At 66.5% G+C, this 19409-nt stretch carries 17 protein-coding genes; 1 reads left to right on the top strand and 16 read right to left on the bottom strand.

The features are described 5' to 3' along the window. Positions 1 to 30 precede the first annotated feature (30 nt). From eutC to mftA, 16 genes are all read right to left on the bottom strand, one after another. Positions 31 to 810 carry an ethanolamine ammonia-lyase subunit EutC gene (gene eutC, locus ACH49N_RS13970; RefSeq protein ID WP_159925575.1) on the bottom strand — a complete coding sequence of 260 codons (780 nt, stop codon included), beginning with the start codon at positions 808 to 810 and terminating at the stop codon, positions 31 to 33. Continuing rightward, on the bottom strand, positions 807 to 2219 hold the full coding sequence (locus ACH49N_RS13965) for an ethanolamine ammonia-lyase subunit EutB (protein ID WP_109331683.1): 1413 nt from the start codon (positions 2217 to 2219) through the stop codon (positions 807 to 809). The genes eutC and ACH49N_RS13965 overlap by 4 nt, the downstream gene beginning before the upstream one ends. Further along, positions 2216 to 3670 (bottom strand): ethanolamine permease, encoded by a 1455-nt coding sequence (gene eat / locus ACH49N_RS13960; RefSeq protein ID WP_159925573.1) that lies wholly within the window; start codon positions 3668 to 3670, stop codon positions 2216 to 2218. The genes ACH49N_RS13965 and eat overlap by 4 nt, the downstream gene beginning before the upstream one ends. Positions 3671 to 3788: 118 nt before the next feature. Then, positions 3789 to 4331, bottom strand: a complete 543-nt coding sequence (locus ACH49N_RS13955) for a DUF779 domain-containing protein (RefSeq protein ID WP_159925571.1) — start codon at positions 4329 to 4331, stop codon at positions 3789 to 3791. Then, positions 4331 to 5854 (bottom strand): aldehyde dehydrogenase, encoded by a 1524-nt coding sequence (adh, locus tag ACH49N_RS13950; protein ID WP_317767965.1) that lies wholly within the window; start codon positions 5852 to 5854, stop codon positions 4331 to 4333. The genes ACH49N_RS13955 and adh overlap by 1 nt, the downstream gene beginning before the upstream one ends. Positions 5855 to 5930: 76 nt before the next feature. Beyond that, entirely contained in the window at positions 5931 to 7241 is a 1311-nt protein-coding gene (locus ACH49N_RS13945) for a helix-turn-helix domain-containing protein (protein WP_159925567.1), read from the bottom strand. An 80-nt stretch (positions 7242 to 7321) separates the two neighbouring features. Then, complete coding sequence (gene mftG, locus ACH49N_RS13940) at positions 7322 to 8797, bottom strand: mycofactocin system GMC family oxidoreductase MftG (RefSeq protein WP_317767964.1); 1476 nt, start codon at positions 8795 to 8797, stop codon at positions 7322 to 7324. Beyond that, on the bottom strand, positions 8797 to 10194 hold the full coding sequence (gene mftF / locus ACH49N_RS13935) for a mycofactocin biosynthesis glycosyltransferase MftF (protein ID WP_317767963.1): 1398 nt from the start codon (positions 10192 to 10194) through the stop codon (positions 8797 to 8799). The genes mftG and mftF overlap by 1 nt, the downstream gene beginning before the upstream one ends. 106 nt (positions 10195 to 10300) lie before the next feature. Further along, positions 10301 to 10993: a mycofactocin biosynthesis peptidyl-dipeptidase MftE gene (gene mftE / locus ACH49N_RS13930; RefSeq protein WP_109331689.1), complete on the bottom strand. Its 693-nt coding sequence runs from the start codon at positions 10991 to 10993 to the stop codon at positions 10301 to 10303. A gap of 37 nt (positions 10994 to 11030) precedes the next feature. Further along, positions 11031 to 12989: a mycofactocin system FadH/OYE family oxidoreductase 2 gene (locus ACH49N_RS13925; RefSeq protein ID WP_358272930.1), complete on the bottom strand. Its 1959-nt coding sequence runs from the start codon at positions 12987 to 12989 to the stop codon at positions 11031 to 11033. Next, positions 12986 to 13798, bottom strand: coding sequence for a mycofactocin-coupled SDR family oxidoreductase (locus ACH49N_RS13920; RefSeq protein WP_109331691.1), 813 nt, complete (start codon positions 13796 to 13798; stop codon positions 12986 to 12988). Before ACH49N_RS13920 ends, ACH49N_RS13925 begins: the two co-directional genes overlap by 4 nt. Beyond that, positions 13774 to 15744, bottom strand: coding sequence for a mycofactocin system FadH/OYE family oxidoreductase 1 (locus tag ACH49N_RS13915; RefSeq protein WP_358272927.1), 1971 nt, complete (start codon positions 15742 to 15744; stop codon positions 13774 to 13776). Before ACH49N_RS13915 ends, ACH49N_RS13920 begins: the two co-directional genes overlap by 25 nt. A gap of 14 nt (positions 15745 to 15758) precedes the next feature. Beyond that, positions 15759 to 16940 (bottom strand): pre-mycofactocin synthase MftD, encoded by a 1182-nt coding sequence (gene mftD, locus ACH49N_RS13910; RefSeq protein WP_250769214.1) that lies wholly within the window; start codon positions 16938 to 16940, stop codon positions 15759 to 15761. A gap of 31 nt (positions 16941 to 16971) precedes the next feature. Then, a complete protein-coding gene (gene mftC / locus ACH49N_RS13905) occupies positions 16972 to 18219 on the bottom strand; it encodes a mycofactocin radical SAM maturase (protein WP_358272925.1) in 1248 nt (415 codons plus the stop codon). A 36-nt stretch (positions 18220 to 18255) separates the two neighbouring features. Then, positions 18256 to 18552, bottom strand: coding sequence for a mycofactocin biosynthesis chaperone MftB (gene mftB, locus ACH49N_RS13900; protein ID WP_109331694.1), 297 nt, complete (start codon positions 18550 to 18552; stop codon positions 18256 to 18258). A 1-nt stretch (position 18553) separates the two neighbouring features. Then, positions 18554 to 18649, bottom strand: a complete 96-nt coding sequence (gene mftA, locus ACH49N_RS13895) for a mycofactocin precursor MftA (protein WP_005573048.1) — start codon at positions 18647 to 18649, stop codon at positions 18554 to 18556. A gap of 132 nt (positions 18650 to 18781) precedes the next feature. Here mftA and mftR point away from each other — a divergent pair, with 132 nt between their 5' ends. Then, entirely contained in the window at positions 18782 to 19405 is a 624-nt protein-coding gene (gene mftR, locus ACH49N_RS13890; RefSeq protein WP_109331699.1) for a mycofactocin system transcriptional regulator, read from the top strand. Positions 19406 to 19409: the final 4 nt, after the last annotated feature.

Genomic DNA, 19409 nt, shown 5'->3' with positions numbered 1-19409 from the left:
GCGGACCTGCCGACCCTCTAGGTAACACGACTACAGTTCGAGGATCTCCGAGGGGGCCGCCAGCGCATCCGCGCGGGAGGTGTCCTTCAAATCCACACCGGATCTGCCGAGCTTCCTGGCACCGACGACGAGCGACGCCACGACGCGCGCCGCGACCTCGTACCCGAGCCCTCCGGGGGGATGGATATTGGATACGCAGTTCCGGTCTGCGTCGGTGCGTCCGGGCCGGGGAAGGTGGGTCAAGTAGACACCCACACTGTCGGCCACCGACAGGCCGGGCCGTTCCCCGATGAGCAGTACGAGCGTCTGCACTCCCATCGCCTCGGCGATGTGATCACCGAGCGCCACCCGGGCCTGAGTGGCGATGACGGGCGGTGCAAGAGCGTAGGTGTCACCGAGCTGCGCGACCAGAGCCGACAGGAGTGGAACCCCGTGATCGGCCAGCGCGCGGGGTGAGAGACCGTCGGCGAGCACGAATCCGACCTCGGCGGTACCCCTCGGAATGGAGGACAGGTCGGCGGGGGACCTGCCGAGGTCCGGTCGTCTCAGGTACTCGCCACGGTCGCTCGCCTGACTGGCGACGACTACCGGCCGTCCCAGACCGACCGTCTCGACCTGGTCCGCCAGCGCTGCCGCGTCGAGCGGCTGGTGCACCGCATCGCGCGCCGCGGCGTGCGCCGAGCGGAACTCGAGCACCCGCCGAGTGGGCAGCGCATCACCGGCCCGGCCCAGCCCGATTCGGGCCTGCGTCGTGGCGCGCAGTTCGGTCCAGAAGTCCTGCGCTGCAGGTTCGTGCGCACTGTGGTTCACGATGCCACCGTCAGAGCCCGCAGCGGTGAGGCCGCCGCATCCACCGGCAGAATCCTGCCGTCGCCGTCGACCATGCCGAGACGGCGCAACCAGTCCTCGAACTCGGGTGCAGGCCGGAGCCCGAGGACCTGACGAGCGTAGAGGGCGTCATGGAACGACAGGCTCTGGTAGCCGAGCATCACGTCGTCCGCACCGGGCACCGCGATGACGAACGCCGCGCCGGCGACACCGAGCAGGGTGAGCAGCGTGTCCATGTCGTCCTGATCGGCCTCGGCGTGATTGGTGTAGCAGACGTCGACGCCCATGGGCAGTCCCAGCAGCTTTCCGCAGAAGTGGTCCTCGAGCCCGGCCCTGATGATCTGTTTTCCGTCGTACAGATATTCCGGTCCGATGAACCCGACCACGGTGTTGACGAGAAGCGGCTCGAGGTCGCGCGCCACGGCATACGCCCGGGCCTCGAGGGTCTGTTGGTCGACGGCCCGGCCGCCCGTACCGAGGTGCGCGCCCGCACTGAGCGCCGATCCCTGCCCGGTCTCGAGGTACATGACGTTGTCGCCGACGGTGCCGCGCCGCAGCGAGCGGCCCGCTTCGTTGGCTTGCCGCAGAAGCGCGATATCCACACCGAAACTCGAGTTGGCGCCCTGGGTTCCGGCGATGGACTGAAACACGAGGTCGACGGGAACGCCTGATTCGATCAGTCCCATGGTGGTGGTGACGTGAGACAGGACGCACGACTGCGCAGGGATGTCGAATCGCTGACGGATGTCGTCCAGTAGATGAAGGAGCTCCGAGGTGGCATGCGGGGAATCCGTCGCCGGATTGATGCCGATCACCGCGTCTCCGCACCCGAGGAGCAGACCGTCGAGTGTTGCGGCCGCGATCCCGCGCGGGTCGTCGGTGGGATGGTTGGGTTGCAACCGGGTGCCCAGAGTGCCGGGCCGGCCGAGCGTGGTTCGGAACCCGGCGGTGACGTGCACGGCCCGGGCCACAGCGATGAGATCCTGGTTCCGCATGATCTTGCTGACCGCGGCCACCATTTCCGGAGTCAGTCCCGGGCCGACTCGCCGCAGGATCTCGGCCGCATTCTTGCCCGCTGCCACCTCGAGCAGCCAGTCCCGGAATCCGCCGACCGTGAGATGGGAGATCTCACCGAAGGCCACCCGATCGTGCGAGTCGATGATGAGCCGGCTCACCTCGTCGTCCTCGTAGGGCACGACGAGTTCGTCGAGGAAGGTGGTGAGGGAAACGTCGGCGAGGGCCCATTGCGCCGCAGCACGTTCGGCGTCCGAAGACGCGGCGCAGCCGGCGAGCTCGTCCCCGCTGCGAAGCGGCGTGGCCTTGGCCAACAGGTCGACGAGCCCGTCGAACGTATATCCGACACCGGCTATCGAGTGCGTGTACATGGTCATCCCAGCTCTTCCTCTGCCTCCGCAAGAGCAGCAAACTCCTCGTCGGGGGAATTGGCAACCAGGTGATGGCGGCTGTACAGGCCGAAGTAGGCCATGAACCCGGCAAAGGCGATCAGCGTCCACAGTGCGGCGACCGGGTCGACGAGGAACGTGGCAATCACCGCAGCGGCCGCGATCACGAGGGCGAAGGAGGTGGTGGCAATTCCGCCCGGGGTGCGGTACGGGCGCGTCATGTCGGGTTCGCGGCGGCGGAGCACGATGTGACTGATCATCATCAGCACGTAGCTGACGGCTGCGCCGAACACCGCCATGTTGAGCAACATGGCACCTTCACCGGTGAGGGAGAGCGCGAAACCGATGACGCCCGGGACGATGAGCGCGAGGGTGGGAGCCTTGCGGGAATTAGTAACCGACAGATTCTTCGGCAGGTACCCGGCACGCGACAACGCGAAGGTCTGCCGCGAGTACGCGTACATGATCGAGAAGAAGCTTGCGACCAGCCCGGCCAGGCCGATGTAGTTGACCACCTTGGCGGCGGTACCGTCACCGAGGGCCTCGACGAGTGGATTGCCCGAAGTCGCCAGACCCTCGGCGCCCATCGCTCCCGTGGCGAGGAACAGCACAGCCGCCGCCGTAACGAGCAGGACGAGCATGCTGATGATGATCCCGCGCGGTACGTTCTTTTCCGGCTCACGCGCTTCTTCCGCGGCCAGCGGAACACCCTCTACCGCAAGGAAGAACCAGATCGCGAACGGTACCGCAGCCCAGATGCCGAACAGGCCGAACGGCAGGAAGCTCGACGCTCCCACCGCGTCGGTGGGAGCGATGTCCGTCAGATTCCCCGCATCGAACAGCCCGATCGCCGAGATCACGAAGATGACGAGCCCGACGAGGGCGATCGCGGTGATCACGAACATGGCCTTGAGAGCCTCGCCCGCACCCGTGAGGTGGATGCCGATGAAGATGGCGTACACGGCGAGGTACACCCACCAGCCGTCGGTGATCCCGAAGAGCTCGAGCGATTCGACGTAGCTGCCGATGAAGGTGGCAATCGCGGCGGGTGCAATCGCATACTCGATGAGAATGGCCGTGCCGGTGGCGAATCCACCCCACGGACCCAGTGCGCGCCGGGCGAAGGTGTAGCCGCCTCCCGCCGCCGGGAGCGCAGACGACAGCTCCGCCATACCGAGAACCATCGCCAGGTACATGCCTGCGATGACCACACCGGCGATCAGCAGACCACCGAATCCGCCCTCGGCGAGCCCGTTGTTCCACCCCGCATAGTCACCGGAGATCACATAGCTGACTCCGAGGCCGGCGAGAAGTACCCACCCTGCCGATCCCTTTCGGAGGGTGCGCTTTTCGAGATAACTGCTGTCCTCGGAGTGATAGTCCACACCATCGTGGTGGTCACCGGTTCCGGAATTCTTGGATGGTTCAACGAGTGACATTCCGTCCCCTACATCGATATGAATGCTGCCGCGGCGCACGTGCCGAGGCGAACGGTAAGCGTGCTGTGTACACGTCGTGTCAGCGTGGGGTGTCCACGACGTAAAAACCGGAGCCGCGTCATGTGCCCGGGCGGGCGCCGGGCACGGGGCAGGCGTCGACCGCCTCGGCGACCACCTGCGGCTCGGCGGACGGGGCGGGCCGCCAGCCCTGCTCCCACCGCTCACCGACGATGACGTCTTCGGCTGCGAGGCTGGTGTTCTCCTCGGGTGTGAAGGCGCGGGCCCGGCTGAGGAACCGCATCCCTTCGGGGCTTTCGACGCTGAAGCCCGACCCACGACCCGGCACGACGTCGAGTACGAGCTGCGTATGCTTCCACGCCTCGAACTGCGAACCGGAAATCCACACCGGAACCGCGTCGACGCCCTCGGGGTGCGTCGGCAACGTCTCACCGACGCCGAGACGGAGGTCCAGGACGCCGAGCAGCACGTCCCGGTCCCCCACGATGAACTCGCCGTCCGGGTAACACATCGGCGCGGAGCCGTCACAACATCCACCCGACTGATGCATCATCAGCGCGCCGTGGATACCGCCGAGGCGGCGGAGAAGCTCCACCGCCCCGGCGGTTGCCTTCAGGCGCGCGGGCGCCCGAACCGCGTCCATCAGAAGAAGCCCTGAGCCTTCGCGGCGTAGCTGACCAGCAGGTTCTTGGTCTGCTGGTAGTGCTCGAGCATCATCAGGTGGTTCTCACGGCCGATGCCGGACTGCTTGTAGCCACCGAATGCGGCGTGCGCCGGGTACTGGTGGTACGTGTTGGTCCACACCCGGCCGGCCTGGATGTCACGGCCCGCGCGGTAGGCGACCCCGCCGTCACGCGACCACACACCGGCTCCCAGGCCGTACAGGGTGTCGTTGGCGATCTCGATGGCCTGCTCGTAATCCTTGAACGAGGTGACCGACACGACGGGCCCGAAGATCTCCTCCTGGAAGATCCGCATCTTGTTCTGGCCGGTGAAGATGGTCGGCTGAACGTAGTACCCGCCCGACAGATCGCCGCCGAGTTCCGCGCGCTCGCCACCGGTGATGACCTTGGCGCCCTCACCCTTGCCGATCTCGATGTAGGACAGGATTTTCTCGAGCTGATCATTGGACGCCTGCGCGCCGATCATCGTGTCGGTGTCGAGCGGGTCACCCTGACGCACGGCCTTGGTGCGAATGGCGGCCATCGCCAGGAACTCGTCGAAGATGTCTTCCTGGATCAGCGAGCGCGACGGGCAGGTGCACACCTCGCCCTGGTTGAGGGCGAACATCGTGAATCCCTCGAGTGCCTTGTCCTGGTAGTCGTCGTTGGAGGACAACACATCCGAGAAGAAGATGTTGGGGCTCTTGCCACCCAGCTCGAGGGTGACCGGAATCAGGTTCTGCGAGGCGTACTGCATGATGAGCCGGCCCGTGGTGGTCTCGCCCGTGAACGCGATCTTCCTGATCCGGGGGCTCGACGCCAACGGCTTGCCCGCTTCGACACCGAAGCCGTTGACGATGTTCACCACACCGGCGGGCAGAAGGTCACCGATGACGGAGATCAGGTGCAGGATCGACGCCGGAGTCTGCTCGGCGGGCTTGAGCACTACTGCGTTTCCGGCGGCCAGTGCGGGCGCCAGCTTCCACACGGCCATCAGGATGGGGAAGTTCCAGGGAATGATCTGGCCGACCACGCCGAGCGGCTCGTGGAAGTGGTAGGCGACGGTGTCGTTGTCGATCTCCGACAGCGCCCCCTCCTGCGCTCGAATGGCCCCGGCGAAGTAGCGGAAGTGATCCACGGCCAACGGAATGTCCGCGTTCAGGGTCTCGCGGATCGGCTTGCCGTTGTCCCAGGACTCGGCGAGCGCGATGGATTCGAGGTTCTCCTCGATACGGTCGGCGATCTTGTTCAGGATGATCGCGCGCTCGGCCACGGACGTCTTGCCCCATGCCGGTGCCGCGGCGTGCGCGGCGTCGAGCGCGAGCTCGATGTCCTCGGACGTAGACCGGGCGACCTCACAGAACGGCTGGCCGGTGACGGGTGTCGGATTCTCGAAGTACTGGCCCTTGACGGGCGCAACCCACTGGCCGCCGATCCAGTTGTCGTAACGCGATTGGAAGGACATGACGGCGTCGGGCGAACCCGGGCGGGCATACACGGTCATCGATAACTCCCTGGTGTCGTGAAGCTCAATTGCTTTTCGGATGTGACTCACAACACTAGGGAACGTACCGTTGCAACTACGTTGCGTACTGCTGATCGAACAGATCGACCCGAGACTTGACCTGCGAGTACAGGGGCGAACGTGGATCGAGTCCGGCGAGATAGGCCTCCCACGCGGCCACGTCTGCTCGGCCGTGCACCGACGTGGTCCACCGCGCCAGCAATCGCTGGTCACCCTCACGGAGCAACGCGGCCTGCACCCGCGCACGCAGTTCGTCCCGGATGTCCTCGACGCCGGGTGCGTCGGATCCGGGCAGCACCGGACCGGAATAGATGTCCAGTGCAGCGGCGAGCTCGCCCCGGTCGAGGGCACTGCGCACCTGCTGCACATCCGACACCAGGTCGGCGAGCAACCGATACGGACGCGAACCGATACCGGCCGTCCCGAAAACTTTTCGGAGCCGGGACATCTCGGCCCTGATCGTGACCGAGTCCAGATCACTCTCGTCGAGGAGGACGGCGAGACGGTCCGAACTGAGCCCCTCGGGATGCTCGGCGAGGAGCAGCAGGATTTCTGCGTGGCGCCGCGACAGCGGAGTACGCCGGCCTTCACGGACGAGGCTGGGCCGACCCGAGCCCAGTACCTCCAATCGGGTGACGGTGTCGACGAGGGGCTGCGGCGAGCGCAGCAGATTCAGCCGTAGTTCGGCTTCTGCCGCGGCAACGGTGGCCCGAATCAGCGAGAGCACCTCGGGGACGGCTACCCGCGGACCACCGGTGATGTCGATCGCCCCGACGATCAGCCCGGTAGCAGGATCGTGGACCGGGGCAGCCGAGCAACTCCACTCGTGGACCGAACGGCTGAAATGCTCGGCACCGAAGATCTGCACGCAGTGATCGAGGGCCAGAGCCGTTCCCGGCGCGTTGGTGCCGACGGTGTCTTCACTCCAGTCGGCACCCTCGACGAAGTTCATGTTCAGCGCGCGATCCTTGGCCGTGGAATCGCCTTCGACCCACAGTAGCTGTCCCTTCTCGTCGGTGATGGCGACGAGAAGACCGGTATCGGCCGCGTCCTCGACGAGCAGTTTGCGCACGACCGGGCGGATCAGCGCCATCGGATGCGAGGCCCGGTACTCGGCCAGCTCCGAGGCGGCAAGATGATCTGCCCGGGCGGCGCCGTCCGGATTGACGCCCTTACGGGTGCTCCGCATCCACGAATCGAGGATGACGGAGCGGACGGCATTCTGCTCCGTGTCGGGGACGGCGGGCACGGACCGGTCGACGAACAATTGGTGCGCCGAAGACACCCGTCGTGCGAGCACTGCGACATCGTCGCCGGGTCGTACGGCGACCCACGGGTTGCCCCCGGTGGGCGGTTGCTTCTGCATCGGATCCTCCACGGCGTCTCTACTACTGTAACGCGGGCCACACTTCCGGCGGGCAAGGGCTGTCGGGCAGGTAGGGGCTGTCACCCCGAGAGGAAGGTACTGACCCGTTCGGCCACCATCACCGCGGTGGCGTGCGGGCCACGACTCGGCACCACCGGGAACACCGACGTGTCGGCAATGGTGAGTCCGTCGATTCCGTGGACGTTGCAGCGCTCGTCGACCACCGCGCCGGCGTCGTCCGAATCCCCCATTCGGCAACTGCCACAGAGGTGCTGCGACGTCCCCAGGTGGGCGCGCACCGCGTTGTCCGACACTTCCTCTGATACCGACTCCACCAGCGGGCGGAAGGCCGGCGATCGGAGAAGTTCCACACCGAGCGCGACGCCGTCCCGGAGCGCCCGGCGATCGGAGTCCGTTTCCGCGTAGCGATACTCTATCCGCGGACGAACGCGGCGGTGCGGGGACGCCAGCCGAATTCGACCCCGGCTCTCCGGGGTCATCATACCTATTCCGAGCCGGGGAACGGGCTGACCGGACCCGGGCACGAGGACATCGAAAGATGCCGTGTACGGACGGATTTCGATCTGCCCGACGTTGAGCACGGCCTCGAGCACCGGACTGGTGGCGTCGCGGCGCAGTGGAGCCCGCACCCGATAGGGCAGACCCACTTCAGGGTGGTCGCTGAAGTCGCTCCCGACACCCGGTGCATCCGTCACCGGACGAATGCCGTTGTCCCGCAGATGTTCAGCCGGCCCGATTCCCGAGTGCATCAGCAGCACAGGCGTCTCGACGGCGCCTGCCGTGAGAACGACCCGATCCGCCCGGACCACCCGTCGAGCGCCGCCGCTGTCGATCTCGACGCCGACCGCCCTGGTGCCGGAGAAAAGAATGCGAACGACGTGCGAGTCGACGTCGACCGTGAGATTGGGGCGATCGAGGGCGGGCAGCAGATAGGCCGACGCCGTACTGACCCGCCGGCCGTCGCCGACATTGAGCGGCACGGGTCCGATTCCCTCGCCGTCGCGCCCGTTCTTGTCCGCTTCCTCCGCGAACCCCAGGTCGAGGGCGGCGAGGTGGAAGGCTGCACTCACCGCACTCAGCCGATCGGCCGGTTGCCTGCGCACCGGCACAGGGCCCGTTGCCCCATGCAATGGGCCCTCGAAATCCACGTCTGTCTCCAGCGCGCGGAAGAAGGGCAGCACGTGCTCGTACGACCAGGACGGCGGCCACCGATCGAAGTCCGGCGCCGTCCCGCGGATGAAATATGCACCGTTGACGGCGCCCGAGCCTCCGAGGACATGACCGCGCACCATGGCCGAAGGTATGCCGGGCGTCAGTTCGATCCCGTAGGTGTCGCCGTAGGGACTGCGCGGGCCGACCGGCAACGTGCGGTAGTCGAGCACGGAGGAACACTCGGCCGCCGATCGATACCCGGGACCGGACTCGAGCAGGACGACGGTTCGGTCAGGATCCTCGCTGAGCCGCGCAGCGACGACACAACCACTCGAACCACCGCCGACGACTACCACGTCGGCAGCTCGGACGGGACCGGCCACTACGATTTCAGCCGAGGCTTCACGGCGTCGAAATCACGGGCAGCGATCACGCCCTTCCACAGTCCGGCACCGTAGGCGATGTCGTCGATCCGTTTGAACGCAGTGTGCCGCACGGGACCCAGTCCGCCGGGTTCACGGTGGGTGACCCAGTCGGCGACCCCCTCCGCGATCGCGATGGCGAGGGCGATCCGGCGGATCCGTCTCGACAGCACCACCGCCACGAGCGTGATCGGCCAGTAGTGCCGGCACATCGCGGAGGCGAGCTGCCAGGCACCGCCCGCAAACCCTTGGGCTGCGAGGATCGCGGCGATGCGGGTGGGCTGATCGAGCCCGGTGAACATGCGGCGAAGACGCACCACCATCATCGCCAGGGTGGCGACGGCTCCGAGCAGACCGAGCCGAGTGCAGGTGGCCGCGGCGATGCACGCGAAAAACGTCCACGGAGACATGGACAGCGGCGGAACCATCCCCGCGTGCCGCGAGGCGAGCGGCGCCGCACCTGTCCCGTAGAACAACTTGCGGTCGAACCACTTGCCGAAGGTGACCCGGTGATCATGCGCCACATGAGCCACAGGCTCGTACCGCAGCCGCCAGCCGGATTCCTGCAGGCGCCAGCACAGGTCTACATCCTCGGCGACGTGCATGGACTCGTCGAATCCACCGAACTCGTCCACCACCTCACGGCGGGCGATCATCGCCGCGCTGGGCACATACGACACGGGCCCACCGGATTGGACCGCCGATTCCTTGCGCCCCAGATCCAGTGAGGATCGGCCGTGCTCATATCGCGCGAGCGTGCTCGCCTCGGGGTCGAGAGCGACGATCCGCGGGGCCACGAGCGCGACCGCAGGGTCGCTGAAATGGCCGAGCATCACTTCGATCCATCCCGTTCGAGGCAGCACGTCGGAGTCCAGAAAGGCAACGAAGGGGGTTGCCGCGGAACGGAGACCGGTGTTTCTTGCCGCAGCGGGACCCCTGGCGGTGTCGTGGCGGAGAACGGTGACGCGTCCGCACCCGTTCTGCAACGCGGGCGAGACCACCGGAACGTCGGAACCGTCGTCCACCACGATCACTTCCAGGCCCCGCAGCGACGCAAGGAGGCGGTGGAGCCCGCCCGGATTGTTCTTCACCGGAATGACAACGGTGACGTCCTGGGGTGAGGGAGTGCTCATCGGCCGCGGATTGGCGACGCCGGAATCGAGGAGTCTGCGGGCGACCACCGCCGACTGCGGATCGACGACCTCCAAGAATCCGTCGCCGATCATGGCCGCAGCGGTAGGCGCGAGTTTCAACATGCGTGTCGGTGAACCGCCGATGAGGACTCGGCCGCCGGAATATGCGCGCACCTTCGGATCGATCCGGATCCCGAATCCATCGGGAAGTCGAGCTTGGCGCATCAGTCGATGGTATGCGGGTCGGACAGCACGGGCAGGTCATACCGGATATCGGGAACACCGAAGGTACGACGATGCGTCCTCAGCCACCCGAGGACTCCCGCGTGGGTCATGTGAGCCTCCCATCGGGGCCCGGCTCCCACCGGGCCAGTGCCTTGGACACGTCTTCGACGAGTGCGCCGAACAAGTGCGCCCCCTCCGCGGCCGTGGCGCCCGTCGGATCACCGAGCACGCCGTTGGCCGACACGGCGACCATACCGCCTTCGCGCAGTCTTGGCATCAAGCTTGCGAGAGGTTCGACATTGCCGGGTTCGGCGCTGGACAAACGTACCCGGTCGGGTGAAAGGTGTAGCAACAGGGACGTTTCCGTACGGCCGGCGTGCGCATCTGCACCCGGCACGGCGCAGGGTACCCAGGCGACATCCCGGCCCTCGTACCGGAGCAAGGCAACAGCCTTGACCAGCGCGGGACCGTTGCCGCCGTGACCGTTGACGAACAGCACCCGACCCGCCCAGCGGCACGCCGACCTCCCGTACTCCACCAGCACCGTGTCGAGCGCATCCGCGCCGAGCGACACCGTTCCCGGGAACGCCTCGTGCTCGCCGCTGGCTCCGTAGGCAATCGCGGGCGCCGCCAGCACGCCGGGCAAGGCCCCTGTCACCGCTGCGGCGATTGCCGTGTCGGTGTCCAGCGGAAGGTGCGGGCCGTGCTGCTCGAGGGAGCCGACGGGGACGGCGACAGTCGCCCCGCCGCGGTCCAAATCCGTCCACACTGCGTCCTCGAGGGGCCCGGAAGCGGTCATGCCCCGATGCTATGCGAGGCGGAAGAAGGCGCTGCCATCAGAGCGACAACGCGACCCGTTCACCCTCGATGACGGCGGAGTGCGCACGCCGCGGGGCGAGGACGTCGCCGATGCGATGCACGTCGAAGCCCGCGTCAGTCAACGGGGCCCACAGGTCGTCGTCGGGCTCCTGATGGACGGAAACCACCACCCAATCGACGGTCAGTCTGCTGACCCGCCCGGTCGGGTGATGCAGCAACGCAACGGCGACCCGCGATTGCTCGCCGGGATCACTGCCGGTCGGCACCACCTCGGTCAACTGGGTGATGCCCTTGCGGTGCGCCCGCTGGTTCCAGCCCTCGAGGTCCAGGGTGATACCGAGGTCCTGACCGACGATCATTCCCGGTGTACAGATCGTGACCTCGCACCCGCCGTCCGCAAGGAACTCCGCCACCGACGTTCCCTGATGGAACCCCAGGTCGTCGACCACCAGCACCGTCCCCTGCGGCCCGGCCCGTCTTTCGAGGACGTCGCGCACATCCACGATCCGATCGGATCGGCCGGCCCAGTGGGGGCGCACCGGACGAGCTCCCGTTGCCAGCACCACCACGTCCGGGGAGCAACCGGCCACGGCCTCTGCCGTCGCCGGTGTGCCGGTGCGCAGATCCACCCCGAGGCGGCGGCACTCCTTCTCCAAATTCGTGACCAGACTGAGTAATTCACGGCGGCCGGGTACCACTGCGGCAGTACGGACCTGTCCCCCGAGTTCCCGCGCCCGCTCGTACAGCGTCACGGTGTGACCACGCAGCGCGGCCGTCGCGGCTGCCTGTAATCCCGCCGGACCGCCCCCGACCACAACAACACGGCGCCCGCGGACCCGCGGTTCGGGCAGTGCCACGGATTCCTTGCCCGCACGCGGGTTGACGACGCAACCGAGCCACCGGCCGAGGCCCATCCGGCCGACGCATTCCTGATTGCACGACAGGCACGTCCGGATGCCGGCCGTGTCCCCCGCCAGCGCCTTCCCGGCGAAGTCGGGATCGGCGACCTGTCCGCGCACCACACCGATCAGGTCGCAATGACCTTCTGCCAAAGCCCGGTCGGCCTGAGCTGGATCCGTGAACCGTCCGACACCGACCACGGGAAGACCCACCCGTTGCCGGATGGCGTTCGGAATGAACAGTGCATAGCCGCGGGGCACCGCCATCGACGCTTCGATCATGTGCAGGGTTTCGGTGGCCATCCCGATCGAGGTGTTGATGTAGTCGACCTGCCCACAGGAATCGACGAAGGCCGCCACCTCCACGGCCTCGTCGAGCTCCACGCCTCCGTCGAACCGATCGTCACCGGCGAGCCGCACCCCGAGTGCACGGTCCGGTCCGATCGCCTCGCGAACCGCGGCCACGACCTCGAGGAGGAACCGTGCGCGGTTGCGGAGCGAACCCCCGTAACGGTCGGTGCGCTGGTTGGTCGCCGGCGCCAGGAAGCTACGGACGAGCGAAGAATGGGAGCACTGCAGTTCGATGCCGTCGAAGCCGCCGCGGATGCACTGCTCGGCGACGAGTGCGTACCCCTCGATCAGCGTCCGGATCTCCCCGCTGTTTACCTCCTTCGGTACTTCACGAAACAACGGGTCGGGTACGGCACTCGGCGCCCACAGTGGCCGGCGTGAATACAGGCTCGACCCCTGACCACCGTTGTGGTTGAGCTGAGCGAGGATCGGCACGCCGTACTCGTGCACGGCGTCGGTGATCCGCCGATACCCGGGCACCACCTCGGGGCGGTAACCCGCGATTACCTTCTCGTACGGCCAGTCACCGGGATGGGTGGCATGTTCCTCGGAGATGATCAGCCCGGCCCCGCCCCTTGCGCGCGCCGCGTAGTAAGCGGCGTGTTGCTCGGTGGGGAGTCCGTCGACGGCGTATCCCGTGAGGTGCGCCGAGAAAACCACCCGATTGCGCACGGTGAGCGGTCCGAGGCGCAACGGGGTGAAGAGGTGACGGTAGGCGGTGTTCACACCTTGGTGTTGCCCATGTCGAGAGCGACCTGACTTCCGGTGACCGTGCGGGAACCGTCACCCGCCAGCCACAGCACCGCATCGGTGATGTCGTCGGTGCCGGCCAGCGGATGCTCGGTGAGGATCGTTCCGAAGCTCGACAGATAATGGGGGTGCTTCTCGAGTATCACCAGACTGCCGGGGTCGGTGCCCATCGGGGTCTTGACACCGTACGGGTGAATCGAGTTGACCCTAATCTTGTACTCACCGAGCTCTTTTGCCGCCGTCTGCGTCAGGCCGACCAATCCGAACTTGGAAGCTGCATAATTGGCCTGACCCGGCAAGGGTTTGATACCGGCGACCGAGCTCACGACGATGATGGACCCACCCCGCCCGCCCTCGATCAAAGCCGGCACTGCCGCTTTCAATGTCTTCCACGCACCCGTGAGATTGACATCGATCAGCGTCTCCCACTGCTCGTCGGGCATCTCCCAGAATCTGCTCCAGTTACAGATGCCCGCATTCGCGATCACGATGTCGAGCCGCCCGAACTGTTCGACGCCCCGATCCACCACAGCCCGCAGCGCGGCGCTGTCCCGGACGTCGGCCTGCTCGGCGAGGATTTTGCCGCCTTCGGACTCCACCAGGCGCACCGTTTCGGCCAGATCGTCGGGCGTCGCCGGTTCATAGGTGTTGTACGTCGATACCGGTCCGCAGATGTCGACGGCGATGATCGCCGCGCCCTCACGGGCGAGCCGCACAGCGTGCGTCCGCCCCTGCCCTCGGGCGGCCCCGGTGATGAACGCTACCTTGCCGTCGAACTGTCCCATGACATCGTCCTATCTCTCGTTGACGCGGGTAACCGAAGGGCATGTGCCTCGAGGCGGCCTTCGCGGATCGCTTCGAGAAGTGTTCGGGGAGCGACGCAGTCACCGACTCGAACCGCGCCGGAGCGCAGAGTGTTGTCGGGTAACCGGGGGGAACAGTCGATCACGGCGGCACACGGCACCACTGTTTCCGTACCGGTGTACCGATTCCGGATCCGCGCACCCGAGTGTCCCGCCGACACGATCCGGCTCGACACGTGACGGGCGACACCCGCCCGTTGCAGACGCCCGTTGGCGTCGAACAGGTCGCCGCTCGGGCCCAGACGCGATCCGGCCACCGGGTCGGGAGTCACCACACCGACCTCGCGCCCCGACGCCGCGAGCCATTCGGCGAGGGCGACCGCGATCGGGCCTCCGATCGGATCGAAGACCAGAACCGGACCCTCGTGCAGGGCGGCGCCGCTCAACACGTCGACGGCGTCGACGCACTGGGTGGTCCCGTCGACGGGAAATGGCGCTGGGCGGGGCCGGCTACCGGTGGCCACCACCACAGTCACCCCGTTCTTGTGGGCGGCATCGATGTCCGCGTCGGACACAGTGACACCGAGGCGGAAATCGACACCCAAGGACCGGCACTCGGCTTCGAGCCAGTCCGTCAGAGGCTGCAGGTGCGGTGCATCGGCGGCGGCTGTCCTCACCAGACCGCCGAGGCGGTCTGCCGCCTCGGCGACCGTGACACTGTGACCGGACGTCGCGAGGATTCGCGCCGCTTCGAGTCCCGCCGGCCCCCCGCCCACCACGAGCGCCGTCTCCGCATCTGCGGATATACACGGATACGGTTGCGGTTCCGGTGGGTCGACGACCTCGTGCCCGGCGGTCGGATTGCCGACACAGGTCACGAGAGGATTGCGGGGGTCACGCACCCGGCAGGTCTGATTGCACAGGATGCAGGGGCGCGGCGCGGAACCGCTCCGGATCTTGGCGACCAGATCGGGATCCGCGATCTGCGCTCGCGTCATCTCGATGACGTCCGCGACACCGTCATCGAGCGCCCACCGAGCGAGAGCGGGATCGATCACGCTGCCCTGCAGGGCGACCGGAACGCCGTCCGCCACCGCCCGCCGAACAGACAAGCACGTATCCGTGTTGAATCCGGCCGGAGTGTGAAAATCGGGACGGTACGCCGTGACCGACAGTGCGCCGCCGCGGACCACGACCACGAGATCGAGCGCACCCGCCAGGGTTTTCGCCTGCTCTGCGGCGACGTCGGGTGTGATGCCACCCCACGACGTCCGCTCGTCGCACGAAAGACGCAGCGACAGTACTCGCCCCGGACCCAGTTCCTCCCGGACAGCGGCAATCACCTCGCGGGTGAGCCTGAGACGGTCGGCCCCGTACTCGTCGCCGCGTACATTGGTGAGCGTCGAATGGAATTGACGCAGTAGCCCCCTCGGCCCGGCGTCGAGTTCGACCCCGTCCATGTCTGCTTCGACCACACGGGCCGCGGCGGCGCGGAAACCCTCGACGAGTTCCTCGATTTCGCGCCGCTCCATCTGCATCGGCATCTCCCGCGACACCACGTCGGGCACGCGGGACGGTCCCCACAGCACGGACTGTGAATAGGCGCTCGAGCCCTGGAGTCCGGTGTGGCCCAGCCCGGCCAGCACCAGAGTGCCGTGTGGGCGGCACGCCGACACGACGTCACGCCAGCCGTCAACGCAGTCGGCAGCGAGTGGCGCGCGCTCGTAGGGCCAGTCTGAGGCGTGCACCGACGCGACCTCGGTGACGACGATTCCCGCACCACCCCTTGCCCGCCGCTCGTAGTACGCAACGTGACGCGGGGAAATAGACCGTCGCACACCGAGATTCGTGACATGCGGACCGAAGAGCACCCTGGAGGAGGCATGACGCCCCGCCAGGGTGATCCGGTCGGTCAGCTGCGCAGCCATCTACGCGTGTCGAGTCAGGATTCGGCGCCCAGGACGCGTTCGAATCCGGGCGGGATCACGACGTCGGATGCGCTGAGGTCGTGAATGGACGAGTGCCCCAGTCCGAGGAGCGCCGAATCGATGCCACCGCGCAGGACGTCGAGAACGTTTTCGACCCCGGCCTGACCATTCGCCGAAAGGCCCCACAGGTACGCGCGGCCGATCATGACAGCCTTGGCGCCGAGAGCGAGCGCCTTGACGACGTCGCTGCCGCGGCGGACGCCACCGTCCAGAAGGATCTCGACCTGATCGCCGACCGCATCGGCGATGGCGGGCAGCGCCCGAATCGGCGCAGGTGTGCCGTCGAGGTTGTTACCACCGTGATTGGACACCGAGATGGCCGTGACACCGGCGTCGACGGCACGCTTGGCGTCGTCGATGCGCATGACACCCTTGAGCATGAACGGTCCACCCCACTGCTCACGGAGCCACGCGATGTCGTCCCAGGTGGGCAACGGTGTCTGCATCCATTCGCCGTACGCCCCGAAGAACGTGGGCGGTTCCTGACCGGGTGCCGCGAGGTTCGGTGTGGTGAGATCCGGGATCTTCCGCGTCTTCGCGAACTCGTAAAGCCACTTCGGACGCGTGATGCCTTCCGGTGCGAACTGGATCATCGCCTTCAGATCCATCTTCTCCGGGATGGCCGGGCTGCCCCAGTCGCGCCCGTAGGAGAAGGACCAGTCGGTGGTGATGATCAGCCCCGTGGCGCCGGCCGCACGAGCCCGCTCCATCCGCTGAATCAGCACGTCCCGGGTACCGACCCAGTACATCTGGAAGAAAGTCTGGGGATTCGCCGCGGTGACCTCTTCGACCGACTTGCTCGCGAACGAACTCAAGCCGATCGCCGTCCCCCGGGCCGCCGCAGCACGTGCAACCGCGACCTCGCCGTCGGGGTGCACCGCCTGCACACCGGTCGGGGAAATCACGACGGGAAGCGAAATGTTCTGCCCCATCACGGTGGTCGACAGCTCGCGCTTGTCCGAGAGACCGACGGCGTGCGGGGCGAACCCCAGCTCACCGAACGCGGTGACATTGTCGTCGACCGTCAGCCCGCGCTCGGAACCGGCGATGAGCGCCGCATACACGGACTTCGGCAAACGCTTCTTCGCGCGACGCTGGGCCTCGGCCACAGTCTCGAAGAACGGATTCTTACCCATGTCGAAAAAACCTCTCATACCGACAGACGGTTTACGTCTGTTCCATTCCCGCAAGCGGGTTCTCGTCACAAATCTTTGCGGGCGGACGCACCATCAACGTCAGCGGAACCGGTGCCCGCGGAGTCCGACGCTGGCCGGTGCGGGAGTGGTCGACGCTGGATTTCGGAATGTCGCCGCGCTCACCTGCGAGCGCCGCCTCGCCGTATCCCTGAACACATTCGGGGTCGGGCCCGTCCATCGGAAGTCCGGTGAAGAACTTCGCGGCCATACAGCCACCGCGGCAGGAGTCGTAGTGGGCGCACTTGCTGCACGCTCCCCCGGTCTGCGGAGACCGCAGTTCCTGGAACAGGTCGGAGTGCTGCCACACATGTTGAAAGCCGCCGTCCGCCACGATATTTCCGGCGAGGAACTGCTCGTGGATGGCGAAGGGGCACGCATATACGTCACCGATCGGGTCGATCAGGCAGACTACCCGGCCGGCGCCGCAGAGATTCAGACCCGGCAACGCGTCACCGTAAGCGGAGAGGTGGAAGAACGAGTCGCCCGTGAGCACGCCGTCACCGTTGGCGACCAGCCAGTTGTACAGCTCACGCTGCTGCGCCTGGGTGGGGTGCAGCTCGTCCCACACGTCCGCTCCTCGGCCGGACGGGCGCAACCGGGTGATGCGCAGGGTGGCGCCGTACTTGTCCGCCAGGGCCTTGAAGTCGTCGAGCTGGGACACGTTGTGCCGGGTGACCACCACGGAAATCTTGGCGTCCTTGAAACCGGCCTCGGACAGATTCTCCAGCGCCCGCACCGCCATCGCGAACGATCCCGGACCACGAACGGCATCATTGACCTCGGCCGTCGCGCCGTCCAGGGAGATCTGCACGTCGACGTAGTCGCTCGCCGCGAGCCGGGCGGCAACCTTCTTGTCGATCTTCACCCCGTTCGTGGAGAACTTGACTCCCACCTGGTGCGCGGTGGCGTAATCGACGAGCTCCCAGAAGTCGGAGCGCACGGTGGGCTCGCCGCCACCGATGTTGACGTAGAACACCTGCATACGCTGCAGTTCGTCGATGATCGCCTTGCACTGCTCGGTGCTGAGCTCCCGTGGGTCACGCCGCCCCGACGAGGACAGGCAGTGCACACACGACAAGTTGCACGCGTAGGTCAGTTCCCACGTGAGGCAGATCGGGGCGTCGAGTCCCAGTTCGAACTGGTCGACGAGTCGGCCGACCGGGGCGAGCGAAGCGACGGGGGTTGTCACCGCGGAGGGCCTTTCGAGCATGGAGGTCATGGGCTGGATCCTCTGATACGGGGCGAAGAGAGCTGGTCAGGCGGGGACGATCATGTGCGACTCGGCCAAAGTGCCGAGGGCTCGCGCATACTGCGGAGCGGTGTCGTCCCCGATGCCCTGCGCCCGCAATGCGGACCGGGCGTCGGAGTGGTCGGGAAGGGCCTCCACCACCGCGACGATTGTGCGGTTCTTCAGGAACGACAGCTTGCGTGTCCCGAAGTGGTAGAGCAGCGCCCCGAACGGCTCGGGACGCAGCGCCACCTGCGGATGAAGCTTCCAGCCCACATCGAGATCGATACCGGCTGTACCGGTCGCTGCGGGTGCTTCGGGCATGTCAGTACACGCCGCACATGCCGTCGATCGACACCTCTTCGACGAGAGATTCCTCGACGAGGTCGTTCTCCAGCACGTTGTTGTCACGATCGGACATGATTTCCTCCTACTGTTCGGTGATACGTGGGCGAGTCACTGGGATGCTTCCCGTCATAGAGAGTTCTTCTGTGACTCGCCTCACCACTGTAATGGCATCGAGTGCAGAATGACAGACCGGGAGGGACGAAACATGAAAAGTCGTCGAAAACCAGCCAGTCGGATAGGGCGACGCCCGTCCACAACGCAGGACCGGATCAGTACCGTGGGGATCGAGCTGTTCACCCGGCAAGGGTTCGACGCCACCAGCGTCGATGAGGTCGCCGAGGCATCCGGCATCGCCCGGCGCACCCTGTTTCGCTACTTCCCGTCCAAGAATGCGATCCCGTGGGGCGATTTCGACGCCCACCTCGCCGAGATGCGCGCTCAACTCGCCGCACAGCCGGACGACATTCCGATCGCGGATGGCCTCACGGCCGCCCTCCTCGAGTTCAACGCCTTCCCTGCAAGCGAGGAAGTCAATCACCGCAAGCGAATGGGCCTCATTCTGCGGGTACCTGCGCTGCAGGCATATTCGGTGGTGATGTACGAAGGATGGCGCAACGTCATCGCCGAGTACGTGGCCGGCCGACTCGGAGTCTCACCCACCGACCACATTCCGCGCACTGTCGGCTATCTCCTACTCGGGGTTGCGATGTCGGCATACGAGCAGTGGCTCGATGACGATTCCCTCGAACTGAACGAACTACTCGCCAGCGGAATGCAATCGCTTTACGATGGGCTGAGTTCCCTCGGCGAGCCCGACACACGAACCTGATCTC

This window comes from Rhodococcus sp. NPDC019647 (assembly GCF_044389235.1).
GTDB classification, from domain to species: Bacteria; Actinomycetota; Actinomycetes; order Mycobacteriales; family Mycobacteriaceae; genus Rhodococcus_F; species Rhodococcus_F oxybenzonivorans.
The sequence above is the reverse complement of the archived record's forward strand: the minus strand, read 5'-3'. Positions and strand labels throughout refer to the sequence as shown.

What these genes read in the sequence shown, in the direction of transcription:
- ACH49N_RS13965 (WP_109331683.1), bottom strand. Translation starts at nt 2,219, where the DNA reads ATGACCATGTACACGCACTCGATAGCCGGTGTCGGATATACGTTCGAC.
- eat (WP_159925573.1), bottom strand. Translation starts at nt 3,670, where the DNA reads ATGTCACTCGTTGAACCATCCAAGAATTCCGGAACCGGTGACCACCAC.
- ACH49N_RS13955 (WP_159925571.1), bottom strand. Translation starts at nt 4,331, where the DNA reads ATGGACGCGGTTCGGGCGCCCGCGCGCCTGAAGGCAACCGCCGGGGCG.
- adh (WP_317767965.1), bottom strand. Translation starts at nt 5,854, where the DNA reads ATGACCGTGTATGCCCGCCCGGGTTCGCCCGACGCCGTCATGTCCTTC.
- ACH49N_RS13945 (WP_159925567.1), bottom strand. Translation starts at nt 7,241, where the DNA reads ATGCAGAAGCAACCGCCCACCGGGGGCAACCCGTGGGTCGCCGTACGA.
- mftF (WP_317767963.1), bottom strand. Translation starts at nt 10,194, where the DNA reads ATGCGCCAAGCTCGACTTCCCGATGGATTCGGGATCCGGATCGATCCG.
- mftE (WP_109331689.1), bottom strand. Translation starts at nt 10,993, where the DNA reads ATGACCGCTTCCGGGCCCCTCGAGGACGCAGTGTGGACGGATTTGGAC.
- ACH49N_RS13920 (WP_109331691.1), bottom strand. Translation starts at nt 13,798, where the DNA reads ATGGGACAGTTCGACGGCAAGGTAGCGTTCATCACCGGGGCCGCCCGA.
- ACH49N_RS13915 (WP_358272927.1), bottom strand. Translation starts at nt 15,744, where the DNA reads ATGGCTGCGCAGCTGACCGACCGGATCACCCTGGCGGGGCGTCATGCC.
- mftD (WP_250769214.1), bottom strand. Translation starts at nt 16,940, where the DNA reads ATGGGTAAGAATCCGTTCTTCGAGACTGTGGCCGAGGCCCAGCGTCGC.
- mftC (WP_358272925.1), bottom strand. Translation starts at nt 18,219, where the DNA reads ATGACCTCCATGCTCGAAAGGCCCTCCGCGGTGACAACCCCCGTCGCT.
- mftB (WP_109331694.1), bottom strand. Translation starts at nt 18,552, where the DNA reads ATGCCCGAAGCACCCGCAGCGACCGGTACAGCCGGTATCGATCTCGAT.
- mftA (WP_005573048.1), bottom strand. Translation starts at nt 18,649, where the DNA reads ATGTCCGATCGTGACAACAACGTGCTGGAGAACGACCTCGTCGAGGAA.
- mftR (WP_109331699.1), top strand. Translation starts at nt 18,782, where the DNA reads ATGAAAAGTCGTCGAAAACCAGCCAGTCGGATAGGGCGACGCCCGTCC.